At 63.7% G+C, this 17104-nt stretch carries 15 protein-coding genes and 2 pseudogenes; 9 read left to right on the forward strand and 8 right to left on the reverse strand.

Annotated elements, in window-relative coordinates:
* Positions 1–13: 13 nt before the first annotated feature.
* A pseudogene (locus NUH19_RS02370) lies at positions 14–1675 on the reverse strand (malolactic enzyme); the annotation flags it as partial.
* 105 nt (positions 1676–1780) lie between these two features.
* On the opposite strand from NUH19_RS02370, the gene NUH19_RS02375 reads away from it, so the two are divergent.
* The 5 genes from NUH19_RS02375 (at position 1781) to NUH19_RS02395 (ending at position 6176) form a co-directional block, all read left to right on the forward strand.
* On the forward strand, positions 1781–2677 hold the full coding sequence (locus NUH19_RS02375; protein WP_262314964.1) for a LysR family transcriptional regulator: 897 nt from the start codon (positions 1781–1783) through the stop codon (positions 2675–2677).
* Positions 2667–4046, forward strand: a complete 1380-nt coding sequence (locus NUH19_RS02380; protein ID WP_262314965.1) for a class II fumarate hydratase — start codon at positions 2667–2669, stop codon at positions 4044–4046. Before NUH19_RS02375 ends, NUH19_RS02380 begins: the two co-directional genes overlap by 11 nt.
* Before the next feature lie 208 nt (positions 4047–4254).
* Positions 4255–4614 carry a DUF488 domain-containing protein gene (locus NUH19_RS02385; protein WP_262314966.1) on the forward strand — a complete coding sequence of 120 codons (360 nt, stop codon included), beginning with the start codon at positions 4255–4257 and terminating at the stop codon, positions 4612–4614.
* The gene (locus NUH19_RS02390; RefSeq protein ID WP_262314967.1) at positions 4611–5153 is read left to right on the forward strand and encodes a 5-formyltetrahydrofolate cyclo-ligase; all 543 of its coding nucleotides are present in this window, start codon (positions 4611–4613) and stop codon (positions 5151–5153) included. Before NUH19_RS02385 ends, NUH19_RS02390 begins: the two co-directional genes overlap by 4 nt.
* Positions 5154–5237: 84 nt before the next feature.
* Positions 5238–6176, forward strand: coding sequence for an AEC family transporter (locus NUH19_RS02395; RefSeq protein ID WP_262314968.1), 939 nt, complete (start codon positions 5238–5240; stop codon positions 6174–6176).
* Positions 6177–6323: 147 nt separating this feature from the next.
* On the opposite strand, the gene lexA is transcribed toward NUH19_RS02395, so the two are convergent.
* Entirely contained in the window at positions 6324–6950 is a 627-nt protein-coding gene (gene lexA / locus NUH19_RS02400) for a transcriptional repressor LexA (RefSeq protein WP_262314969.1), read from the reverse strand.
* Between the two features lie 151 nt (positions 6951–7101).
* Positions 7102–8103 (reverse strand): catabolite control protein A, encoded by a 1002-nt coding sequence (gene ccpA, locus NUH19_RS02405; RefSeq protein ID WP_262314970.1) that lies wholly within the window; start codon positions 8101–8103, stop codon positions 7102–7104.
* Positions 8104–8292: 189 nt separating this feature from the next.
* On the opposite strand from ccpA, the gene NUH19_RS02410 reads away from it, so the two are divergent.
* A complete protein-coding gene (locus NUH19_RS02410; RefSeq protein WP_262314971.1) occupies positions 8293–9396 on the forward strand; it encodes a M24 family metallopeptidase in 1104 nt (367 codons plus the stop codon).
* A gap of 105 nt (positions 9397–9501) precedes the next feature.
* Here NUH19_RS02410 and NUH19_RS02415 read toward each other — a convergent pair whose 3' ends face one another.
* From NUH19_RS02415 to NUH19_RS02430, 4 genes are all read right to left on the reverse strand, one after another.
* Positions 9502–10842 (reverse strand): NAD(P)H-dependent oxidoreductase, encoded by a 1341-nt coding sequence (locus NUH19_RS02415; protein ID WP_262314972.1) that lies wholly within the window; start codon positions 10840–10842, stop codon positions 9502–9504.
* Positions 10843–10909: 67 nt separating this feature from the next.
* Positions 10910–11506, reverse strand: a complete 597-nt coding sequence (locus tag NUH19_RS02420; RefSeq protein ID WP_262314973.1) for an NADPH-dependent FMN reductase — start codon at positions 11504–11506, stop codon at positions 10910–10912.
* A 271-nt stretch (positions 11507–11777) separates the two neighbouring features.
* Complete coding sequence (locus tag NUH19_RS02425) at positions 11778–12569, reverse strand: Cof-type HAD-IIB family hydrolase (protein ID WP_262314974.1); 792 nt, start codon at positions 12567–12569, stop codon at positions 11778–11780.
* Positions 12566–13396 (reverse strand): Cof-type HAD-IIB family hydrolase, encoded by an 831-nt coding sequence (locus NUH19_RS02430; protein WP_262314975.1) that lies wholly within the window; start codon positions 13394–13396, stop codon positions 12566–12568. Before NUH19_RS02430 ends, NUH19_RS02425 begins: the two co-directional genes overlap by 4 nt.
* A gap of 139 nt (positions 13397–13535) precedes the next feature.
* Here NUH19_RS02430 and NUH19_RS02435 point away from each other — a divergent pair, with 139 nt between their 5' ends.
* The gene (locus NUH19_RS02435) at positions 13536–14120 is read left to right on the forward strand and encodes a sugar O-acetyltransferase (RefSeq protein ID WP_262314976.1); all 585 of its coding nucleotides are present in this window, start codon (positions 13536–13538) and stop codon (positions 14118–14120) included.
* Positions 14121–14792: 672 nt separating this feature from the next.
* Positions 14793–15080, forward strand: a pseudogene (locus NUH19_RS02440) (DapH/DapD/GlmU-related protein); the annotation flags it as partial.
* A 28-nt stretch (positions 15081–15108) separates the two neighbouring features.
* Here the strand turns inward: NUH19_RS02440 and NUH19_RS02445 are convergent.
* Positions 15109–15537: a hypothetical protein gene (locus tag NUH19_RS02445; RefSeq protein WP_262314977.1), complete on the reverse strand. Its 429-nt coding sequence runs from the start codon at positions 15535–15537 to the stop codon at positions 15109–15111.
* Positions 15538–15673: 136 nt separating this feature from the next.
* Here NUH19_RS02445 and NUH19_RS02450 point away from each other — a divergent pair, with 136 nt between their 5' ends.
* Positions 15674–16540, forward strand: coding sequence for a helix-turn-helix domain-containing protein (locus tag NUH19_RS02450; RefSeq protein ID WP_262314978.1), 867 nt, complete (start codon positions 15674–15676; stop codon positions 16538–16540).
* Positions 16541–17104 lie beyond the last annotated feature (564 nt).

Genomic DNA, 17104 nt, shown 5'->3' on the forward strand with positions numbered 1-17104 from the left:
TCTCCTTTGCGGGTTACTTCACGATTTCAACGCCTGTCAGCGGCTGGTACTCCGGGTGCCACTGGCTAGCGGCAACCGTGGCCGCGACATCGGCCACCGGCGCGGCGAGGCCCTCGGCCACCGCCGCTTCGGCCACGGCCACCGCGACGGTCTTGGAGAACACATCCAGCTTGTTGACCGGCGGCAGCACCGCGGCGCCTGGCACCGTGGCGTCCAACTGGCCACCCAGGCTGTGAGCGGCGGCGGAGATCATGCCGTCGGACAGGCGCGAGCTGGCCACGGCGATGGTACCCAGGCCCAGCCCCGGGTAGATCAGGGCGTTGTTGGCCTGACCGATTTCGTAGGTCACCCCGTCCAAGGTGACCGGGGCGGACGGCACCCCGGTGGCGACCAGGGCCCGGCCGTCGGTCCAGCGAATCAGGTCGGCGGCGCTGGCCTCCATCAGCTTGGTCGGATTGGAAATCGGGAAAATCACCGGGCGTTCGGTGTGGGCGGCCATGTCGCGGATAATCGGCTCGGTGAAGGCGCCGGGCTGCGTCGAGGTACCGACCAGAACCGTCGGGTGAACGGCATGGACCGCGGCCTCCAAGGTCGTCAGTTCCGCAGCGTTAGCAAACTCGCTGCGGGACCGCGCGAACGGCCGCTGCGCCGGCGTCAGGGTTGGATCGTCGGCGAACAGCAGGCCCTGCTTGTCGACCAGGTAGAAGTGCTTTTTGGCCTCGGCCGGGCTCATGCCTTGCGCCACGAACTCGTCGTAAACGCGCGAGACGATGCCGGCCCCGGCCGTGCCGGCGCCAAAGCTCATGTAGACCTGGTCTTCCAGGCGCTGCTTGGAGATGTTCAAGGCGCCGAGCAGGCCGGCCAAGACGATGATGCCGGTGCCTTGAATGTCGTCGTTGAAGGTCGTGATCTGGTCTTTGTACTGATCCAGAATCTCGGCGGCGTTGTCGCGGCCGAAGTCCTCAAAGTGCAGGTACAGGTGCGGGAACTGGCTCGTGGCCGCCGCGACGAACTTGTCGACAAAGGCGCGGTACGGCTTGCCGGAGGCGCGGTGCTTGCGCAGGCCCAGGTACAGGTCGTCGTCGAGCAGCGCCTGGTTGTTGGTGCCGGCATCCAGCACCACCGGCAGCACCTGGGATGGGTCGATGCCGGCCGCGGCGGTGTAGACCATCAGCTTGCCGACGGCGATGTCGACGCCCTGGGTCCCCCAGTCGCCGATGCCCAAAATGCCCTCGGCGTCGGTGACCACCAGCAGCCGAATGTCGCGACCGTTGGCGGCGTTGGCCAAGGCGGATGCGATGTCGTCTTGCGCGTCGATGCTCAGATAGGTCGCATTTTGCGGCTCCACGAACAAGGCGCTGTAGTTTTCAATCGTGTCGGCGATGGTCGGGTCATAAACCACCGGCATGAACTCGCTGATGTGCTGGGAGAACAGCTTGTAAAACAGCACGTGGTTGACGTTGAACAGCTGCATCAAAAACAGCCTTTTTTCAAGCGCGTCGCCCTTGCCGAGGTACTGGGCGTAGGCCTGGGTCACCTGCTGGTCCAGCGTCTGAACGGCGGCCGGCAACAACCCGTTGAGCCCGTACTCGGCGCGTTCAACCGGCGAGAAGGCGGTGCCCTTGTTCAAAAACGGATCGTGCAGCAGTTGTTGTGGTGTGTATTTCATGTCGTGATCTCCTTTGTGGTTTCGATGAACTCAGCTTACCCCGCCGAAAAAATCATAGTCAAACCGCCGCGGTGTGATAAACTATTTTTATATGACCAGGAGGTGTCCGGCTTGAACACGCGTGACCTCGATTATTTTCAGAAATTATGCGAAATAAAAAATTTTTCGCAGGTGGCGCAAAGCTTCGGCGTCACCCAACCGACCATCACCATGGCCCTCAAGCGCTTGGAGGCCCACTTCAAGATCCAGCTGATTGACCGCGACCAAAGCCACGGCCAGCTGCGCGTCACCCCGGCCGGGGCCCAGCTGGCGGCCCACGCCGCGGTAATCACCCACCAGCTGGCCGTGGCCGAAGTCGAGCTGGCCCGGGCTCGCAGCACCAAGATTCAGCTGGGCCTGCCACCGATCATCGGCAGCTTCTACTTCCCCCGCCTGGCGCCGGCGCTGCTTCAGGCCGGGCTGATGGATCGGCTGCAGACCCACGAGGCCGGCTCCACCCGGCTGCTCGAGGCCCTCAAGGCCGGCCACCTCGACGTGGCGCTGCTGGGCTCCATCGGCCCGTTGGCGGTGGCGGGGCTGACCGCGCGGCCGCTGGCCAGCGCCCCGTTTGGCCTGGTGGTGGCGCCGAACCACCCGCTGGCCAAGCGCCGGTCGGTGGCCTTTGCGGAGCTTTCCGAGACGCCTTTTGTCACGCTGTCGGAGGGGTTCGTTCACACCAAGGCGCTGAGCTGGTTCACCCGCACCACCGGCGTTCACCCCAGCATCGTCTACCGCACCCCGGATGTCGCCATTCTCAAGCAGATGGTCAAGGCCGGCGTCGGAGCGGCGCTGTTGGCTTCGGTCGCGGTCACCCCGGGCGACGGGCTGGTGACCCTGACCTTGACCGAACCCGGCCAGCCGACCTTCGATATGGCGCTGGTCACCGGCTCACACCTGGTGCCGACCCCCGCCGTCACGCAGTTACTCACGCTTTTGGCTAATTCACAAGGAGAGACACATGCGCATTGAACACGATTCGCTCGGCCCAGTCGAGCTGCCGGACACCGCCACCTGGGGCGCTCAAACCGAGCGGTCCCGCCACAACTTCACCCAAGGACCACAGATGCCGGCGGCGGTGATTCGCGCCTTGATCACCATCAAGCAGGCGGCCGCTGGCGTCAACGGTCAAACGGCGGCGCTGCCGGCCCCGGTGGCCGCGGCCATCGCCCAGGCCGCCACGACGCTTTTGGCCCTGCCGGATGACGCCTTGATGGCCAATTTTCCCCTGCACGTCTACCAAACCGGCAGCGGCACCCAAACCAACATGAACGTCAACGAGGTGCTAGCTCACCTGGCCAGCCAACGCAGCGGCCTGGCCGTGCTGCCCAACGACCACGTCAACTGCGGCCAAAGTAGCAACGACACCTTCCCAACGGCGATGCACATGGCGGCCTACCCCGCCGTCCAGCGCGTGGCGGCGGCCGCCACGGCGCTGATTGCCACGCTGCGCGGCAAGGAGGCGGCTTACCAAGACACAGTCAAGCTCGGTCGCACCCACCTGCAGGACGCGACGCCCCTGACGTTCGGCCAGGAGTGCTCCGGCTGGCGAGCGACGCTTGAGGCCGACCTGGCCAGCCTGACCGCGCTTGCCCCGCAGCTGTTGGGGCTGACGCTCGGCGGCACGGCGGTCGGCACCGGCCTGAACACGACGACCGCTCGCACCAACGCGCTGGTCGAAGCCATCGGCGTTGCCACCGGGCTGCCGTTCACCAGCCTACCCAACTTTTACCACGGGCTCAGCAGCCACAGCGAGCTGACCGTCGTTCACGGGGCGTTGAAGACCCTGGCAGCCGACCTGATGAAAATCGCCAACGACGTGCGGTTCCTGGCCAGCGGCCCCCGCGGCGGCTACGGTGAGCTGCGCGTTCCCGCCAACGAGCCCGGCAGCTCGATCATGCCCGGCAAGGTCAACCCGACTCAGGCCGAGGCGCTGACCATGATCGCCGCCAAAGTGATGGGCAACGACGTGACCGTCGGCATCGCGGCCAGCCAGGGGAACTTCGAGCTCAACGTCTACAAGCCCGTTTTGATTGCCAGCTTCCTTGAAAGCTGCGACCTGCTGGCCGGTGGCATCGCCCAGTTCGATCGCCTGATGATTGCAGGCCTGACCGCCGATGCCCAGCGGATGCGCGAGCTGGTCGACCGCTCGCTGATGCTGGTAACGGCGCTGTCGCCGCACATCGGCTACGAAAAAAGCGCGGCGATCGCCCAGACCGCCCAGCGCGACAACACCACGCTGCGAGAGGCCGCCATCGCGTCCGGCCAGCTGACGGCCGCCCAGTACGACGCCTGGGTCGACCCGCTGGCGATGACCGGCGCCAAGCTTCGGCAAGACTAAGCCGACAGGTGCGGCCCGGCCTGGCGCGGCACGGCCAGGCCGGCCAATGGCTGCTGGTGCCGGGAACAATCGGTTTCTTTTTCGCTTCACGGCGGCAGCGCTGCCACCGGCGTTCGGCCGGTCGCTGAGGCCACGCCCCGGGCGGTGAGCGGTGCCGGCGGCCCTTGACGCGCCAGGCGCGGCCTGCTTTAATCGAGACAAAGGGGGAATGATCATGGAATTCGTACCGGTTCGCATTTACGCCCACAACCAGCCAGAAGGCTACCGCCTGTTGGTGGATCGCGTCTGGCCACGCGGCATCAGCAAGGTCAACGCGGCCTTGGACGACTGGGCCAAGCAAATTGCGCCTAGCACCGAGCTGCGCAAGTGGTTCGGCCACGACCCAGCCAAGGCCGCGGAATTCGCCGCCAAGTACCGCCAGGAGCTCGATGCCAATCCCGAGACCCCGACCTTCATCGCCAAGTTGCGGCAGCTGAACGTGCCGCGGGTGCTGCTCTTGTTCGGCGCCAAGGACGAGACCGACAATAACGCCGTGGTCCTAGCCGGCTACCTGAGGGCACACGCATGAGCGACAAACTTGAATTTCGGCCCCAGCAGCTGGCCCGGCTCAAGGCCCAGGCCACCCAGACGCAAAAAGACGGCGCGGTGCTGGCCGCTAAGCTGATGGCCATCCCGGCCTGGCAGGCGGCCACGACGATCGCGCTGACCGTGGCGAGCCCGATCGAGGTGCCAACCGCGGCCTTGATTGCGGCAGCCGAGGCGGCCGGCAAAACCGTCTACCTGCCCAAAACGATGCCGCACCGCCAGATGACCTTTCTCGAGGATCCCGGGCCGGCCGGACGCATCACCAGCGCCTATGGCATTCCCGAACCGCCTTACCTTGAGGCCAAGGTCAACCAGCAGGTCGACTTGATGCTGGTGCCAGGCATCGGCTTTGCCACCGACACCCACGCCCGGCTGGGTTTTGGCGGCGGCTACTACGACCGCTTCTTAGCCGGCTACCGCGGCCACACGATCACGCTGGTGCCCAAGGTGATGCAGTTTGCCACCGCGGCCTGGCCGATCAACGATTACGACGTTCCCATTCAAGACCTGATTCTCGTCTGACCGATCCACGCCTCGCAGCGGCCACGCCGCTGCTTTTTTGTTGGCCGGGTTGCCCCGTCCGACGCCATGAAAAGGAGTCTACTATTGTCTGCATTCGCCTCAAGTATCGGCGGCGTGTTGGAAATCCTGGTGCTGATCGCGCTGGGCTACGGCATGACCGCCATCGGCTGGTTCGATGACCGCGCCAGCCGCGTGATTTCCAAGGTGGTCCTACAGGCCGCCTTGCCGGCCTACATGATCGTCACCATCACCGGCAAGTTCACCGCCCATCAGCTGCTGACGCTGCTGCCGGACCTGCGCTTTCCCGTTTTGTCGATGGCCCTGCTGTTCGGCCTGTCCTTCGGGGTCGCCCGGGCCCTGGCCGTGCCCAAAATGCGCCGCGGCCTGTTCAAATCCATGTTCTTCAACTCCAACACCGTTTTCATCGGGCTGCCGGTGAACATGGCGCTGTTCGGGCCCAAAAGCCTGCCGTACGTGCTGGTCTACTACATGGCCAACACCACGATTTTCTGGACCGTCGGCGTCTACCTGATCCAAGGCGACGGCCCACGCCCGGCCCATTTTGACCTCAAGCAGGCCTTGGGCAAGGTGCTGTCCCCGCCGCTTCTGGGCTTCATCGTCGGCGTCGTGATGGTGCTGCTACACATCCAGCTGCCGCAGTTTCTGATGGCCGATCTCACCTACGTCGGCAACCTGACCATCCCCGGCTCGATGTTCTTCATCGGCATCGCGATGCACCAGGCGGGAATCACCAACATTCGCTTCGACCGCGAGCTGTTGGGCATCTGCGCCGGCCGCTTCGTCATCGCCCCGCTTCTGATGGCGGCCCTGGTCGCCTTCGCCCCGGTGCCGACGCTGATGAAGCAAGTCTTCATCCTGCAATCGGCGATGCCGGTGATGACCAACGCCCCGGTCGTCGCCAAGCTCTACGGTGCCGACGCGAACAACGCCGCCATCACCGTCACCGCCACCACCCTGCTGTCGATGGTCGCCATCCCAATCATCATGGTGTTGGTGCAGTAGACCAGGGCGAAGCCAGGCGAACTGAGCGAACCGAGTAGCGTGGCGGAGCCCGACGATCCAGGGCGAACTTAGCGACCCCCCGCCATCACGTCACGAAAAAACGTCTGCCTTCCTGCATCACGCAAGAAGACAGACGTTTTGTTTGGCTCAGACCAAGGCCGGGCGGTAAAGGCTGACCACGACGCCCAAGATGATGACGTCATCGAAGTACATGTCGGCCATCGTGTCGTTCTCCGGGTGGAGGCGAACGCCGTTGGCCTCCTTGAAGAAGCGCTTGACCGTCGCCTCGTCGTCGGTGGTCATCGCCACGACAATCTGGCCGTTCTCGGCGGTGGCCTGCTGCTTGACGATAATCTGATCGCCATTCAGGATGCCGATCTTGATCATCGAGTTGCCTTGAACGCGCAGCATGAACAGGTCGTCTGGGTCGTAGCTGAGCTCGCCCGGCACCGGGAAGTAATCCTCGATGTTCTCGATGGCCGTAATCGGGACACCGGCGGCCACGGTCCCGATGATGGGAATGCCGGCCTCTTGAATGCCGGCGAAGGCGCGGCCGGCCTTGGTCACCTCGAGGGTGCGGGGCTTGGTCGGGTCCTTGGCGATCAGCCCCTCCTTGATCAGACGGTCGAGGTAGGCCGCCACGGTGCTGGAGGAGCTTAAGCCGACCGCCTTGCCGATTTCCCGCACTGTCGGCGGGTAGCCGCGGTTTTCGATCGAATCATGGATGGTCAAAAGGATCTCTTTCCACCGCTTTGCACTTGCCTGGGATGGCATACAATCACCGCCTAATGAGATTTGCTGACCTTAATATACCAAACCAAACGCGTGTTTGCAACTTTTTTCGCGTCGTGCCGCGGTTTGTTGCCGCTTTCGGCCGGCCACGCAAAAAGCCGCCGCAAACGCGACGGCTTCGTGGTGCAATGGCTTACTTGGTGGATTGACGATCGGTGATGTCAAAGCCCAGGCGAATGGTCTTGGCATCGATGTCTTCCTTGTTCATCATCTTGGTGAGCAAGCGCATCGCAACGGCACCGATGTCGTACAGCGGCTGGTCGATGGAGGTCAGCTGCGGCCGCGCCATCTCGGTCAGCTTGGTGTTGTTGGACGTGATCAGCTCGAAGTCGTCCGGCACGGAAACGCCGGCGTCGATCGCGCCGTCGAGAACCCCGACGGCCACTTCGTCATCGCCGATGACCGCGGCGGTGGCCCCGGCCTTTTGCAGCTGCTCGAACAGCGCGAGCCCGGCGTGGTAGCTGGTGTCGGATTCAAAGACCAGGCTTTCGTCGTAGGCCAAACCGGCGTTGTCCAACGCCTGCTTGTAGCCCTTCAGGCGGTACTGCCCGTTGATGGCCTGGCTCAAAGGCCCGGTGATCAACGCGACCTGCTTGTTGCCGTTGTTGATCAGCTGCGTGGTTGCGGCCTCAACGGCGGCCACGTAGTCGATGTTGACGGAGCCGACCTGCTCGTCTGGGTCGACGGAGCCGGCCAGCACGATTGGGGTCTTGCTGCGGGAGAACTCCTGGCGAACGCCGTCGGAGATGTCGTTGCCCATGTAAATCAGGCCATCGACCTGCTTGGCCAGCAAGGTGTTGAGCACCTGCACCTCTTTTTGGCTGTTCTCGTCGGAGTTGGCCAAAATGATGTTGTACTTGTACATCGTCGCCACGTCGTCGATCCCCCGTGCGAGGCTGGAGAAGAACATGTTGGTGACATCCGGGATGATCACCCCGACCGTAGTGGTTTTCTTGGAGGCGAGGCCCCGGGCGACGGCGTTCGGCCGGTAGTCGAGCTTGTCGATCACCTCGAGGACCTTCTTGCGGGTGGCCGGCTTAACGTTGGGGTTGCCGTTCACGACGCGGGAGACCGTCGCCATGGAGACGTTGGCCTCACGCGCAACATCGTAAATCGTAATCGTTTGTTTTTCCATTGTGTCATTGCTCCTTGGCATCTGCTGTTGATTTCCAATCAACTGTAACAAAAGTATAATCGCAATGCAAGCGGTTTACTGAAGTTTTCATGCAAACTTTCACCAAGGCTTTTCAGAAAGCCGTTAAAACAGGCAATATGGTATACTTTTGGGTGAATCCGGCGCCAAACGCCGTCTAGGAGGCTAACCATGAATCAACACCTGCAAGCACTGCAACAATGGGTCGAAACCCAAGGCCTCGACCTTGCCTACATCAGCAACTTCACCAACATCAACTACTTCACCGGCTTCTACTCCGATCCCGAGGAGCGAATCACCGGCCTGTTCGTCTTCCCCGACCAGGACCCGTTCCTGTTCGTACCGGCCCTGTCCATCGAGGCCGTGAAGAAAACCGGCTGGCCGTATGGCGTCGCCGGCTACCTCGACCACGAGGACCCCTTCGCGCTGATCGCCGATCAGATCAAGCGCCGCAACCCGAACCCGCGGCTGTGGGGCATCGAAAAAGACGACCTGGCCGTCTTCAAGTTCGAGGCCGTGATGCGCGAGTTCCCGCAGGCCACCTTCCCGGCCGACGCCAGCCGCTTCACCGAGGGCCTGCAGCTGATCAAGACCCCAGACGAAATCGCGACAATGATTGAGGCCGGCGCCCAAGCCGACCGCGCCTTTGCCGCCGGCTTTGCCGCCTTGAAGACCGGCATCACCGAGCAGCAGGTCGTCGCCGAAATCGAGTACAAGATGATGCAAGAAGGCGTGATGCACATGTCCTTTGACACCATCGTGCAGGCCGGCGTCGACGCCGCGGATCCCCACGGCGGCCCGGAGCAGACCAAGGTGCAGCCGGGCGAGCTCGTGTTGTTCGACCTCGGCACCAACAACCACGGCTACATGTCCGACGCCACCCGGACCGTCGCGTTCGGCGGTCCCGTCTCCGCCAAGGCGCGTGAGATCCACAAGGTCTGCCTGGAGGCCCAGCTGACCGCCCAGGCCGCCGTGCGGCCGGGTCTGACCGCCGCCGCCTTGGACAAAATCGCCCGTGATGTGATCGAAAAGGCCGGCTACGGCGAGTACTTCAACCACCGCCTGGGCCACGGCATCGGCATGTCGACCCACGAGTTCCCTTCCATCATGGAAGGCAACGACATGGAACTGCAGCCGGGCATGTGCTTTTCCATCGAGCCGGGCATCTACATCCCCGGCGTCGCCGGTGTTCGCATCGAAGACTGCGTTCACGTCACCGCAACCGGCTGCGAACCGTTCACCCACACCCCCAAAGACTACACCCAAATCGGCTAACCACCGCTTGGGCAACCGCTCGGCTTACGCCGGGCGGTTTTTGGTCTCGGACACAAAAACTGGGTTACCCGCTTGGGGCAACCCAGTTTTTGTGGGATACACCGCTTACGCCTCGGAGGCGCCGCTGGTGGCATCCGGTGTAGTCGGCGCCGGGGTCGCCTCGGAGGCGCCACTGGTGGCATCGGCCGCCGGGGCTGCGCTTTGCGACGCGCCGCTGGTGGCATCGGCCGCCGGGGCGGCCGGGGTGGCCGCGGAGGCGCCGGTGTCGGCGTCTGGCGTCGGCTTTTCGCTTTGCGACGCGCCGCTCACGGCGTCGGCCTTCGCGCTTGGGTTCGGCGCCAGGGTCTGGCCGGTGCGACGCAGGTAATCGGCGACAATCGGCCAGATGTCGAGCACCCACTCGTTGACGCCGCGATACTTGTCGTCGCCGTCGCGCATCGCCTTGTAGTAGTGCATGATGTACTTCTCGTTAATCTTGTTGCCCGGCACCGGCATCGCAAACAGGTCCTTTTGCTTGCTGCGCAGCATCCAAATCACCTGCTTGACGTGGTCTCTGGCACGTTCCGGGTGACAAGCAATCGCGGCGTTGCCGACCTGCCACGGGTAGCGCGGCGCAAGCATCTCGTCGTGGTCCAAGAAGTGGTTATAGTAGACGAACTGGTCGTTGTCGTCCATGTACGTCGCTTCCATCGGGAACGTGTTCAAAAACCAGTTGAGCTGATCGACGGTCAACAGGCCGCGGTCGAGCTTGACGTAATCGTGACCGGCGGCGGCGTTGGTCTTGGCCGCCCCTTGCTCGACCCAGTCCTTGGCGTCCATCGGCACGTCGATGGTGGTATCGGTCGGGTGGCCGGCGCTCAGGTCCTCTTGGCGCCAGGCCTCGTCCGGCTGCTTGTCCTTCATCGCCTTGAGCACCGTCACCCACTTGGCGAACTTGCCCATCACGCTGCCGAGGAACTTGACGGTGCGAGCGTCCTTGAGGTTGCCGTGGTCGTCAAAGGCGGTGCGAACATCCGCGAGCAAGAACTCGTCGCTTGGCATCACCAAGGCGCCGACGCCTGGGGACTCGAGAATCTGGCGCAAGGACAGCTGGGCGCGGGACGAGCCCTGGGTGTAATAAGAGGCGCCGACGATCAACACCGGCTTGTTTTCGAACGGGTGGACGTTGAACGAGAGCCACTCGATCACGTTCTTCATGGCCGGGGCCAGGGTGTGGTTGTGCTCCGGCGTGGCCAAAATCACCCCATCGGCCGCGGCAATTTTCTTGGCCAGGTACTGGATTGGGGCGCTGTCGGTCTGGTCGTCGTCTTGGCTGAACATCGGCACGTCTTGAATGCTCAACAGCTCGATGTCGGCCAGCGGCGCGAACTCACTGGCGATGTAGGTTAACAGCTTGCGATTATAGGATTCATCCGCGATGGACCCCGCGATTCCAACGAATTTCAAAGCGATTATTGGCAGGCGACTCTTGCGAGCGGATTTCAGTCCTGGCCTGCCCCTCCTTTTTGAATGATCAGTGATTGGTCTCCTGCCAGTCGGCGCTGCGCGTCATCTTGGCGGTCAGCTGGCGATTCACGTCCACGAAAGTCGCAAAATTCGTCATCAGCGCGTCAAGCTGGTGGGTCAGCGTCTGGCTGGTCAGGTTCCCGTCGTCGTCGAAGGCGGAAAGCGAGTGGCCGACCATGAACTCGCCGCTCGGCATGATCCGCGCATCAAGTTCCGGCGACTCGAGAATCTGGCGCAGCTGCGCCTGGGCGCGGGAGGTGCCAAGGGCCCCGTAAGACGCGCCCATGATCAGCACCGGCTTGCCCGCGAAGGGGTGAATGTGGTAGGACAGCCAGGCCAAGGCGCTGCTCAAAACGGCCGGGACGCTGTGGTCGTACTCGGGGGTCGCGATGATCACGCCGTCGGCCGCCGCAATGGCCGAGGCCAGCGCCGTGGCCGCCGCCGGAACACTGTGATCCGCCGTTTTGTAAAACAGCGGCAGGTCCGTCAGCTCGTGCAGCGTGACGTCGACCGTGTCTGCGTAGTGGTGCTGCACGAACTGAATCAGCTGGCGATTCGTGGAATGCGCCGAGTTGGTCCCGGCGATGCCAATGTAATGCAACATGTAACTCACCATCCTTAGTTTATCGACTTACCACCCACATTATGCCAGATTGTGAAAAAGTGTTCAATATTTGAAACTGCCCTCATCGTTATCCGAAACTATGATGTCGCGACGGGGCGCAAAAACGGCCGGTGCCGCAGGGGCCCGACCGCTTCGCTTCTGCTGTACTCAGGCGTCGCAACCGCTTGGCCAGCCGCCTGACTTAAGACAACGGCCCGACCACAGTGCCGTGTCGTGACCGGACTGGGGCCGCCGCCACACTCGGCGCGAGTTACTTGAGCAGGTGTTGGTCGATGTAGCGCAACACGCCTTGGGCCTCGTTGCTGGCCGCCTGGTCCTTGGCCGCGGCCAGCACCGCCGGCTGCGCATTGGCCATCGCCACGCCCAGGCCGACTGCTTGAATCATCTCTAAGTCGTTGCCGCCGTCGCCAAACGCCGCCATCTCGGCCAGGTCGATGCCGAGCATCGCCCCAAGCTCCCGCAGTCCCGCAGCCTTGTGTACCCCGGGCTGAATCAGGTCGATGTCGCCGTGGCCCGAGCTGACCGCCACGGCCCAACCGACGAGCCGCTCACTCAAGGCCGCAACCAATGCCTCGGTGCGTTGTGGGGGGCAGCTCAGGGCGAACTTCAGCACGTCGTCTGCGACTTGCGCCACGTCCGGCACCACGGCGAGATGGTGGTAGTAGCGCCGCATCTCGGCGACGTGGGCGGCCGTGACGGTCGGGCCAGCGTAGGCGCTGCGGCGGCCGCAGACCAGCACCTGCAGCTCGGGGAAGTCCGCCAGCACCGCCAAGATGGCGGCTGTGGCGGCCGGGGCGAAGGCATGCACCGCGAGCTCTCGGTCAACCGTGCGAAGGTACGCGCCGTTTTCCGCCACGTACAATAGGTCCGGGTAAGCCGGGAAAAAGGACGCGAGCTGCGAAAACTGGTTGCCGCTGGCAACCACGAAGCGGACGCCTTGCGCCTGCATCCGCTCGTGCAGCCGGGCGAACGCGGCGTTGTCGTAGGTGCCGTCGCCGCTCAGGAAGGTGCCATCCATGTCCGTTGCAATCAGGCGAATCATCGCGCCACCTCCGCATCATTCAGTACAAAGCGCGTGAGGGCCTTAGCGATGCCGTCGTCGTCGTTGCTGGCGGTGACGAAGTCCGCATGGGCCTTGGCCATGTCTGAGCCGTTTTGCATGCACACCGCCAGGCCGACCAGCTTGAACATCGCCAGGTCGTTGCCCTCGTCGCCGAAGGCCATCATGTCGGCCGGCGAAATCGCCAGGCGGGTGGCGAGCTGGCGCAGCCCGGCCGCCTTGTCGACGCCTTGGGCCATCACCTCCAGGAAGCTCGGCCCGGCTCGCAAGACGCTGTAATCGGCGGCCAACGCCGCTTCGATCTGCGGTGCGGCCGCGTCCAGGCGGGTCTTGGCGCCGACGAACAGCCCCTTGGTGACGGCAAAATCGGCCGGCAGCTCACCGGGCTCGCGGATCAACAGCCCGGCGGCGTTCTCCGCGGCCTGTTGGACGATGGTGGCGTCGACGTCGCAGTCGGCAGTGATGATCGTGCTGTCTTCGGCCACCACGTTGAACGGTACGGCAAGGGTCTTGGCCAGCGCGGTCATCCGCCGGTAGCCGGCGTTGTCAACCAGGCGGCGGCCGATCACGGCCCCAGCGGCGGTCACCACCACCGCCCCATTGTTGGTGACGGCGTATTGGTCGGGGCCCTGAATGCCCAGCGCCGCCATGAACGGCGCGATGCCGGCCAGCGGTCGCCCGGAGGTCAAGACGACCTTGATGCCCCGGGCCAGGCAGGCCGCCACCGCGGTCTGGGTCGAAGGCAGGATCCGGTGGTGCGAATCCAGCAGGGTGTCGTCGATGTCGAGTGCGATCAAGCGAATGGTCATAAGCAAGCTCCTTTGCAAGGTGTTGCCACAAGCTTAGCACATCCGACGCGACATTATTGCAAGCACCTGCCGACACCCGCCGGATTCGGCCTGCTCTAGGCGACCGGGGGTGGTAAACTGTCCCCAATAGGAGGCAATCATGACAGAACAAACAAAAATGCTGGCCGGACGGCTGTACGACGCGATGGACCCGGCCCTGGCCGCCAAGCGCCAGCTGGCTCGCCAAACCGCGGACGCCTACAACGCCACCACCGAAGGCGACGCCGCCAAGCGCCACGCCATTCTCGCCGGGCTATTGGGCCACCTGGGCACCGACTGCGAGCTCAACCCCAGCGTTCGCTTCGATTACGGAGAGAACCTCTACCTGGGCAATCACTGCTACTTCAACTTCGACTGCATTTTTCTCGACTGCGCCGCGATCCGCTTCGGCGACAACGTGTTCGTCGGGCCGCGGTGCAGCTTCCTGACGCCGGTTCACCCGCTGCAGGCGGCCGCTCGCAACCGCCAGTTCGACGACGCCGGCCAAGTCCACTTGTTCGAATCCGCCCAGCCGATCACCGTCGAAAGCAACGTGTGGCTGGGCGGCGGCGTCACCGTCAACCCCGGCGTCACCATTCACCACGACGCGGTGGTCGGCTCGGGTGCCGTGGTCACTAAAGACGTCCAGGCCTTCGCCATCGTCGCCGGGGTGCCGGCCAAGGTGATTGGCGACGTGCGAGCGTGATTGACGCCGTTTGGGGGACCACGAGTGGCCGAGCCAAAAAGGATGGGGGCCGCGGCGTGATGCCGTCCAGCCGCGGCGCATCCGGCATAATGAGGTCCACGGCATCTTGGCGTCGCCGACCGAAGCGGCCAGTGTATACCGTGACTTTCACGAGACGAATCGAACCCACTTCATCAGGCATCAGCTTCACACGATTTTGCCCCAAGCATTCTGACGCGGCAAAAACGGCGCAATGTCCCGCGGATTATACGCCTTTGGAACACCGATCCGGGCGGCCAACCAATCTGCTACAACGGTGACGAGTCCTAGGAGGCAGCAGATGATCAAATTCGAGCAAGTCGAGCAGTGGCCAACCCTGCCGTTCAAATTCTTTCAGCACCACCCCGGCACCCCGATCACGGTGGCGCCGCACTGGCACCCGGAAGTCGAGCTGAACTTCCTAGTCGCCGGTGGGCCCCTGCGCTTCGTCGCCGGCAACCGCGCGACCACCTACCGGCCCGGCGACTGCTGGGCCGTCGACCGCCGCGTCAGCCACGAGGCAGACGGCGACAACACCCTGACCTGGGACGAGTTTGGCTTCATCATTGACGAGCGCTTCTTGCAGGGCAAGCTGCCCCAAAGTGCCGACTGGCAGCTGCACCTGAACGGTCAGGCCTCGGCGACGGCCGCCCCGGCCGCCCGGTCCTGCCCGAACTCAGGGCCCGAGGGCTGCAGTACAACGCGCCGGTTCGCATCGGCGACAACTGCTGACTCGGCGCCGGTGTCATCGTGCTGCCCGGCATCACCATCGGCAACAACGTCGTGATCGGCGCCGGCAGCGTGGTCACCCACGACCTGCCCAGCGACGTGGTCGCGTTCGGCGACCCCTGCAAGATTGCCCGGCCGGTCAACGACCACGACCGCGACTTTTACTTCAAGGACCACCGCATCGACCCGGGGCTGCTGAACGCAAAAGGCTGACCGCGTCAACGCGGCCAGCCCCCGAGTGCTACTTGCCAACCAACCCGTACCAGTCGATGGTGGTCAGATACGCCAAGTTCTCGCCATTGTAGGCCATCCCCCCGCGGCGGTCGGCCGGAAAACGGAAGTGCCGGCCCTTGCCGGCGACGCGCATGTCCAGGCGCTTTTCGGTCAACGTGTTGCTCACCCGAAAGTCCGAGATGTCGGCCGTCGCCAGCGCCTCGGGCCGCCCCTCGTGGCGCCCGCTCAACGGGTACACCCACAACGTCTCCGCCGTGAAAACCAACAGCACCGGCCGCTCGAACAGATCCCCGTACAAGGCGGGGTTAGACGTGATGTCAAACACCACGTGCGATGCGGAGGAGCCGGTGCGGCGGCCCCACAGGTAATTGCCGACCGGCGCCACGCCGAGCGACTTCACGATGGCCAAGGCGGCTTCTTGCGTCAATGCAACCATAATTGTCATCCTTTCGCCTTTCAATTCACGCGCGACCCATCTAAGATAGAGTCAGCGCCTTGCCTTCAGTGTAGCCGAGCGCGGCCGCACGGGGAGGTCAAGATGAATTGATTCACATTTTTGAGGAGGCGTGGCCATGACTTTCGAACACTCCACCCTGGGGGCCGCCTACCGCGAGCTGCGCAAGCGCCGCGGCCTGGCCATCAAGCAGGTCCGTGGCGACCTGGATGCCTCGGCGGTTTCACACTTCGAACGCGACAGCGCGGACATCCGCATGACCAACTTGGTGGCGCTGCTTGCGCCAACCGGGATGCCGGTTGATGAGTTCACGCAGCTACTCCCCGCCGCCACCAGCAGCGTGGCGGCCACGATGCGCCAGCTTTCCGCGGCCTATGACCGCGGTGATGCGACCGCCATCGCGGCGATGCTTTCGAATTACGCCGACGCGCAACCCGCGACGCCACCGCGCTACCTGATTCGGCTGATTGTGGCTTCGTGTTACGCCGAGCTGGCCCAGCAGCCGACACAACTGGCCGCGGCGGACGCCGAATTCGTGTCGGACTACCTGATGCAAGACGGTCGCTGGTTTGGCCTCGAGTACATCGCCTTTGGCAACCTCGCCTACAGCCTGCCGCCGCAGACCAACACAAGGCTGTTGGCCAAAATGCTGCGGGAGTACCGCGCCTTCCACCTGTCCAGCTACACCCCGCTCTTCACCGCGGCCGTCTACAACCTCGCCGTGAACCAGCTGGAAGCCGGCGACTACGCCGAGACACGCAGGCTGTTGGCTGCGGCCGAGCCCGACATCACCGACTCGAGTGATCTTTACCGCCGCATCCACTTCGCCTTTTTGCGTCTGCTAACGCCTTGGCTGGAGTCCCGCCAGGCCCAAGACGCGGCCGCCCTCAATCAGTTTCTAACGGTGACGGCGCTGATCGACCCGACGCTTGCGACCAAGTTTCGCACCTGGCAGACCCAGCTGGTGGCAAGACACAACGGCTGACCTTGCGCATTGTTGACTGCCACCGCATCGGCTCGGCGCTTGTGGTCGCGGATTGCCGCCACCCAACCGCCTGACTGCATCGCAACGCCAACAGCCCGAATCGTCTTCAATGACGGTTCGGGCTGTTGGCGTTGCGACGCCGGCCGCGCCGAAGCCACCGGACTCGGTGAATCCGGTGGCCTTGGCCTTTTCAATTACGTTCCTGGCTTTTGCTGCCCGTAATGCTGCCATTGCGCCCAGCGGTTCCGGTCATCCGCGCGGCTAACTAGGTTAGGAGTGGCGGTGGCCGGCCTGCAGCCGGTGGGGTGATGCGAAAGTCCCTGGTATTCCCCTAAGTACGGTCCCGGGGTTGCACGAAAACTCTCGAGTTGAAAGCCGTGTGACGATACACTGCGGCCTGGCATGGGTGGGGGCTGTCGCCTTGGTGCGAACCGCTGGCGCAGTCCCGCGCGGTGGATACTGCGGCAGCCAAGGCCTTGGCCGCCTCCCCGCACAAGAACAATCATTCGCGGATAGCTTAACACTATACCAATTTACCGTCAACTCATTTGACTCGGCTTTGAC

Source organism: Lacticaseibacillus parakribbianus (genome assembly GCF_025490915.1).
GTDB classification, from domain to species: domain Bacteria; phylum Bacillota; class Bacilli; order Lactobacillales; family Lactobacillaceae; genus Lacticaseibacillus; species Lacticaseibacillus parakribbianus.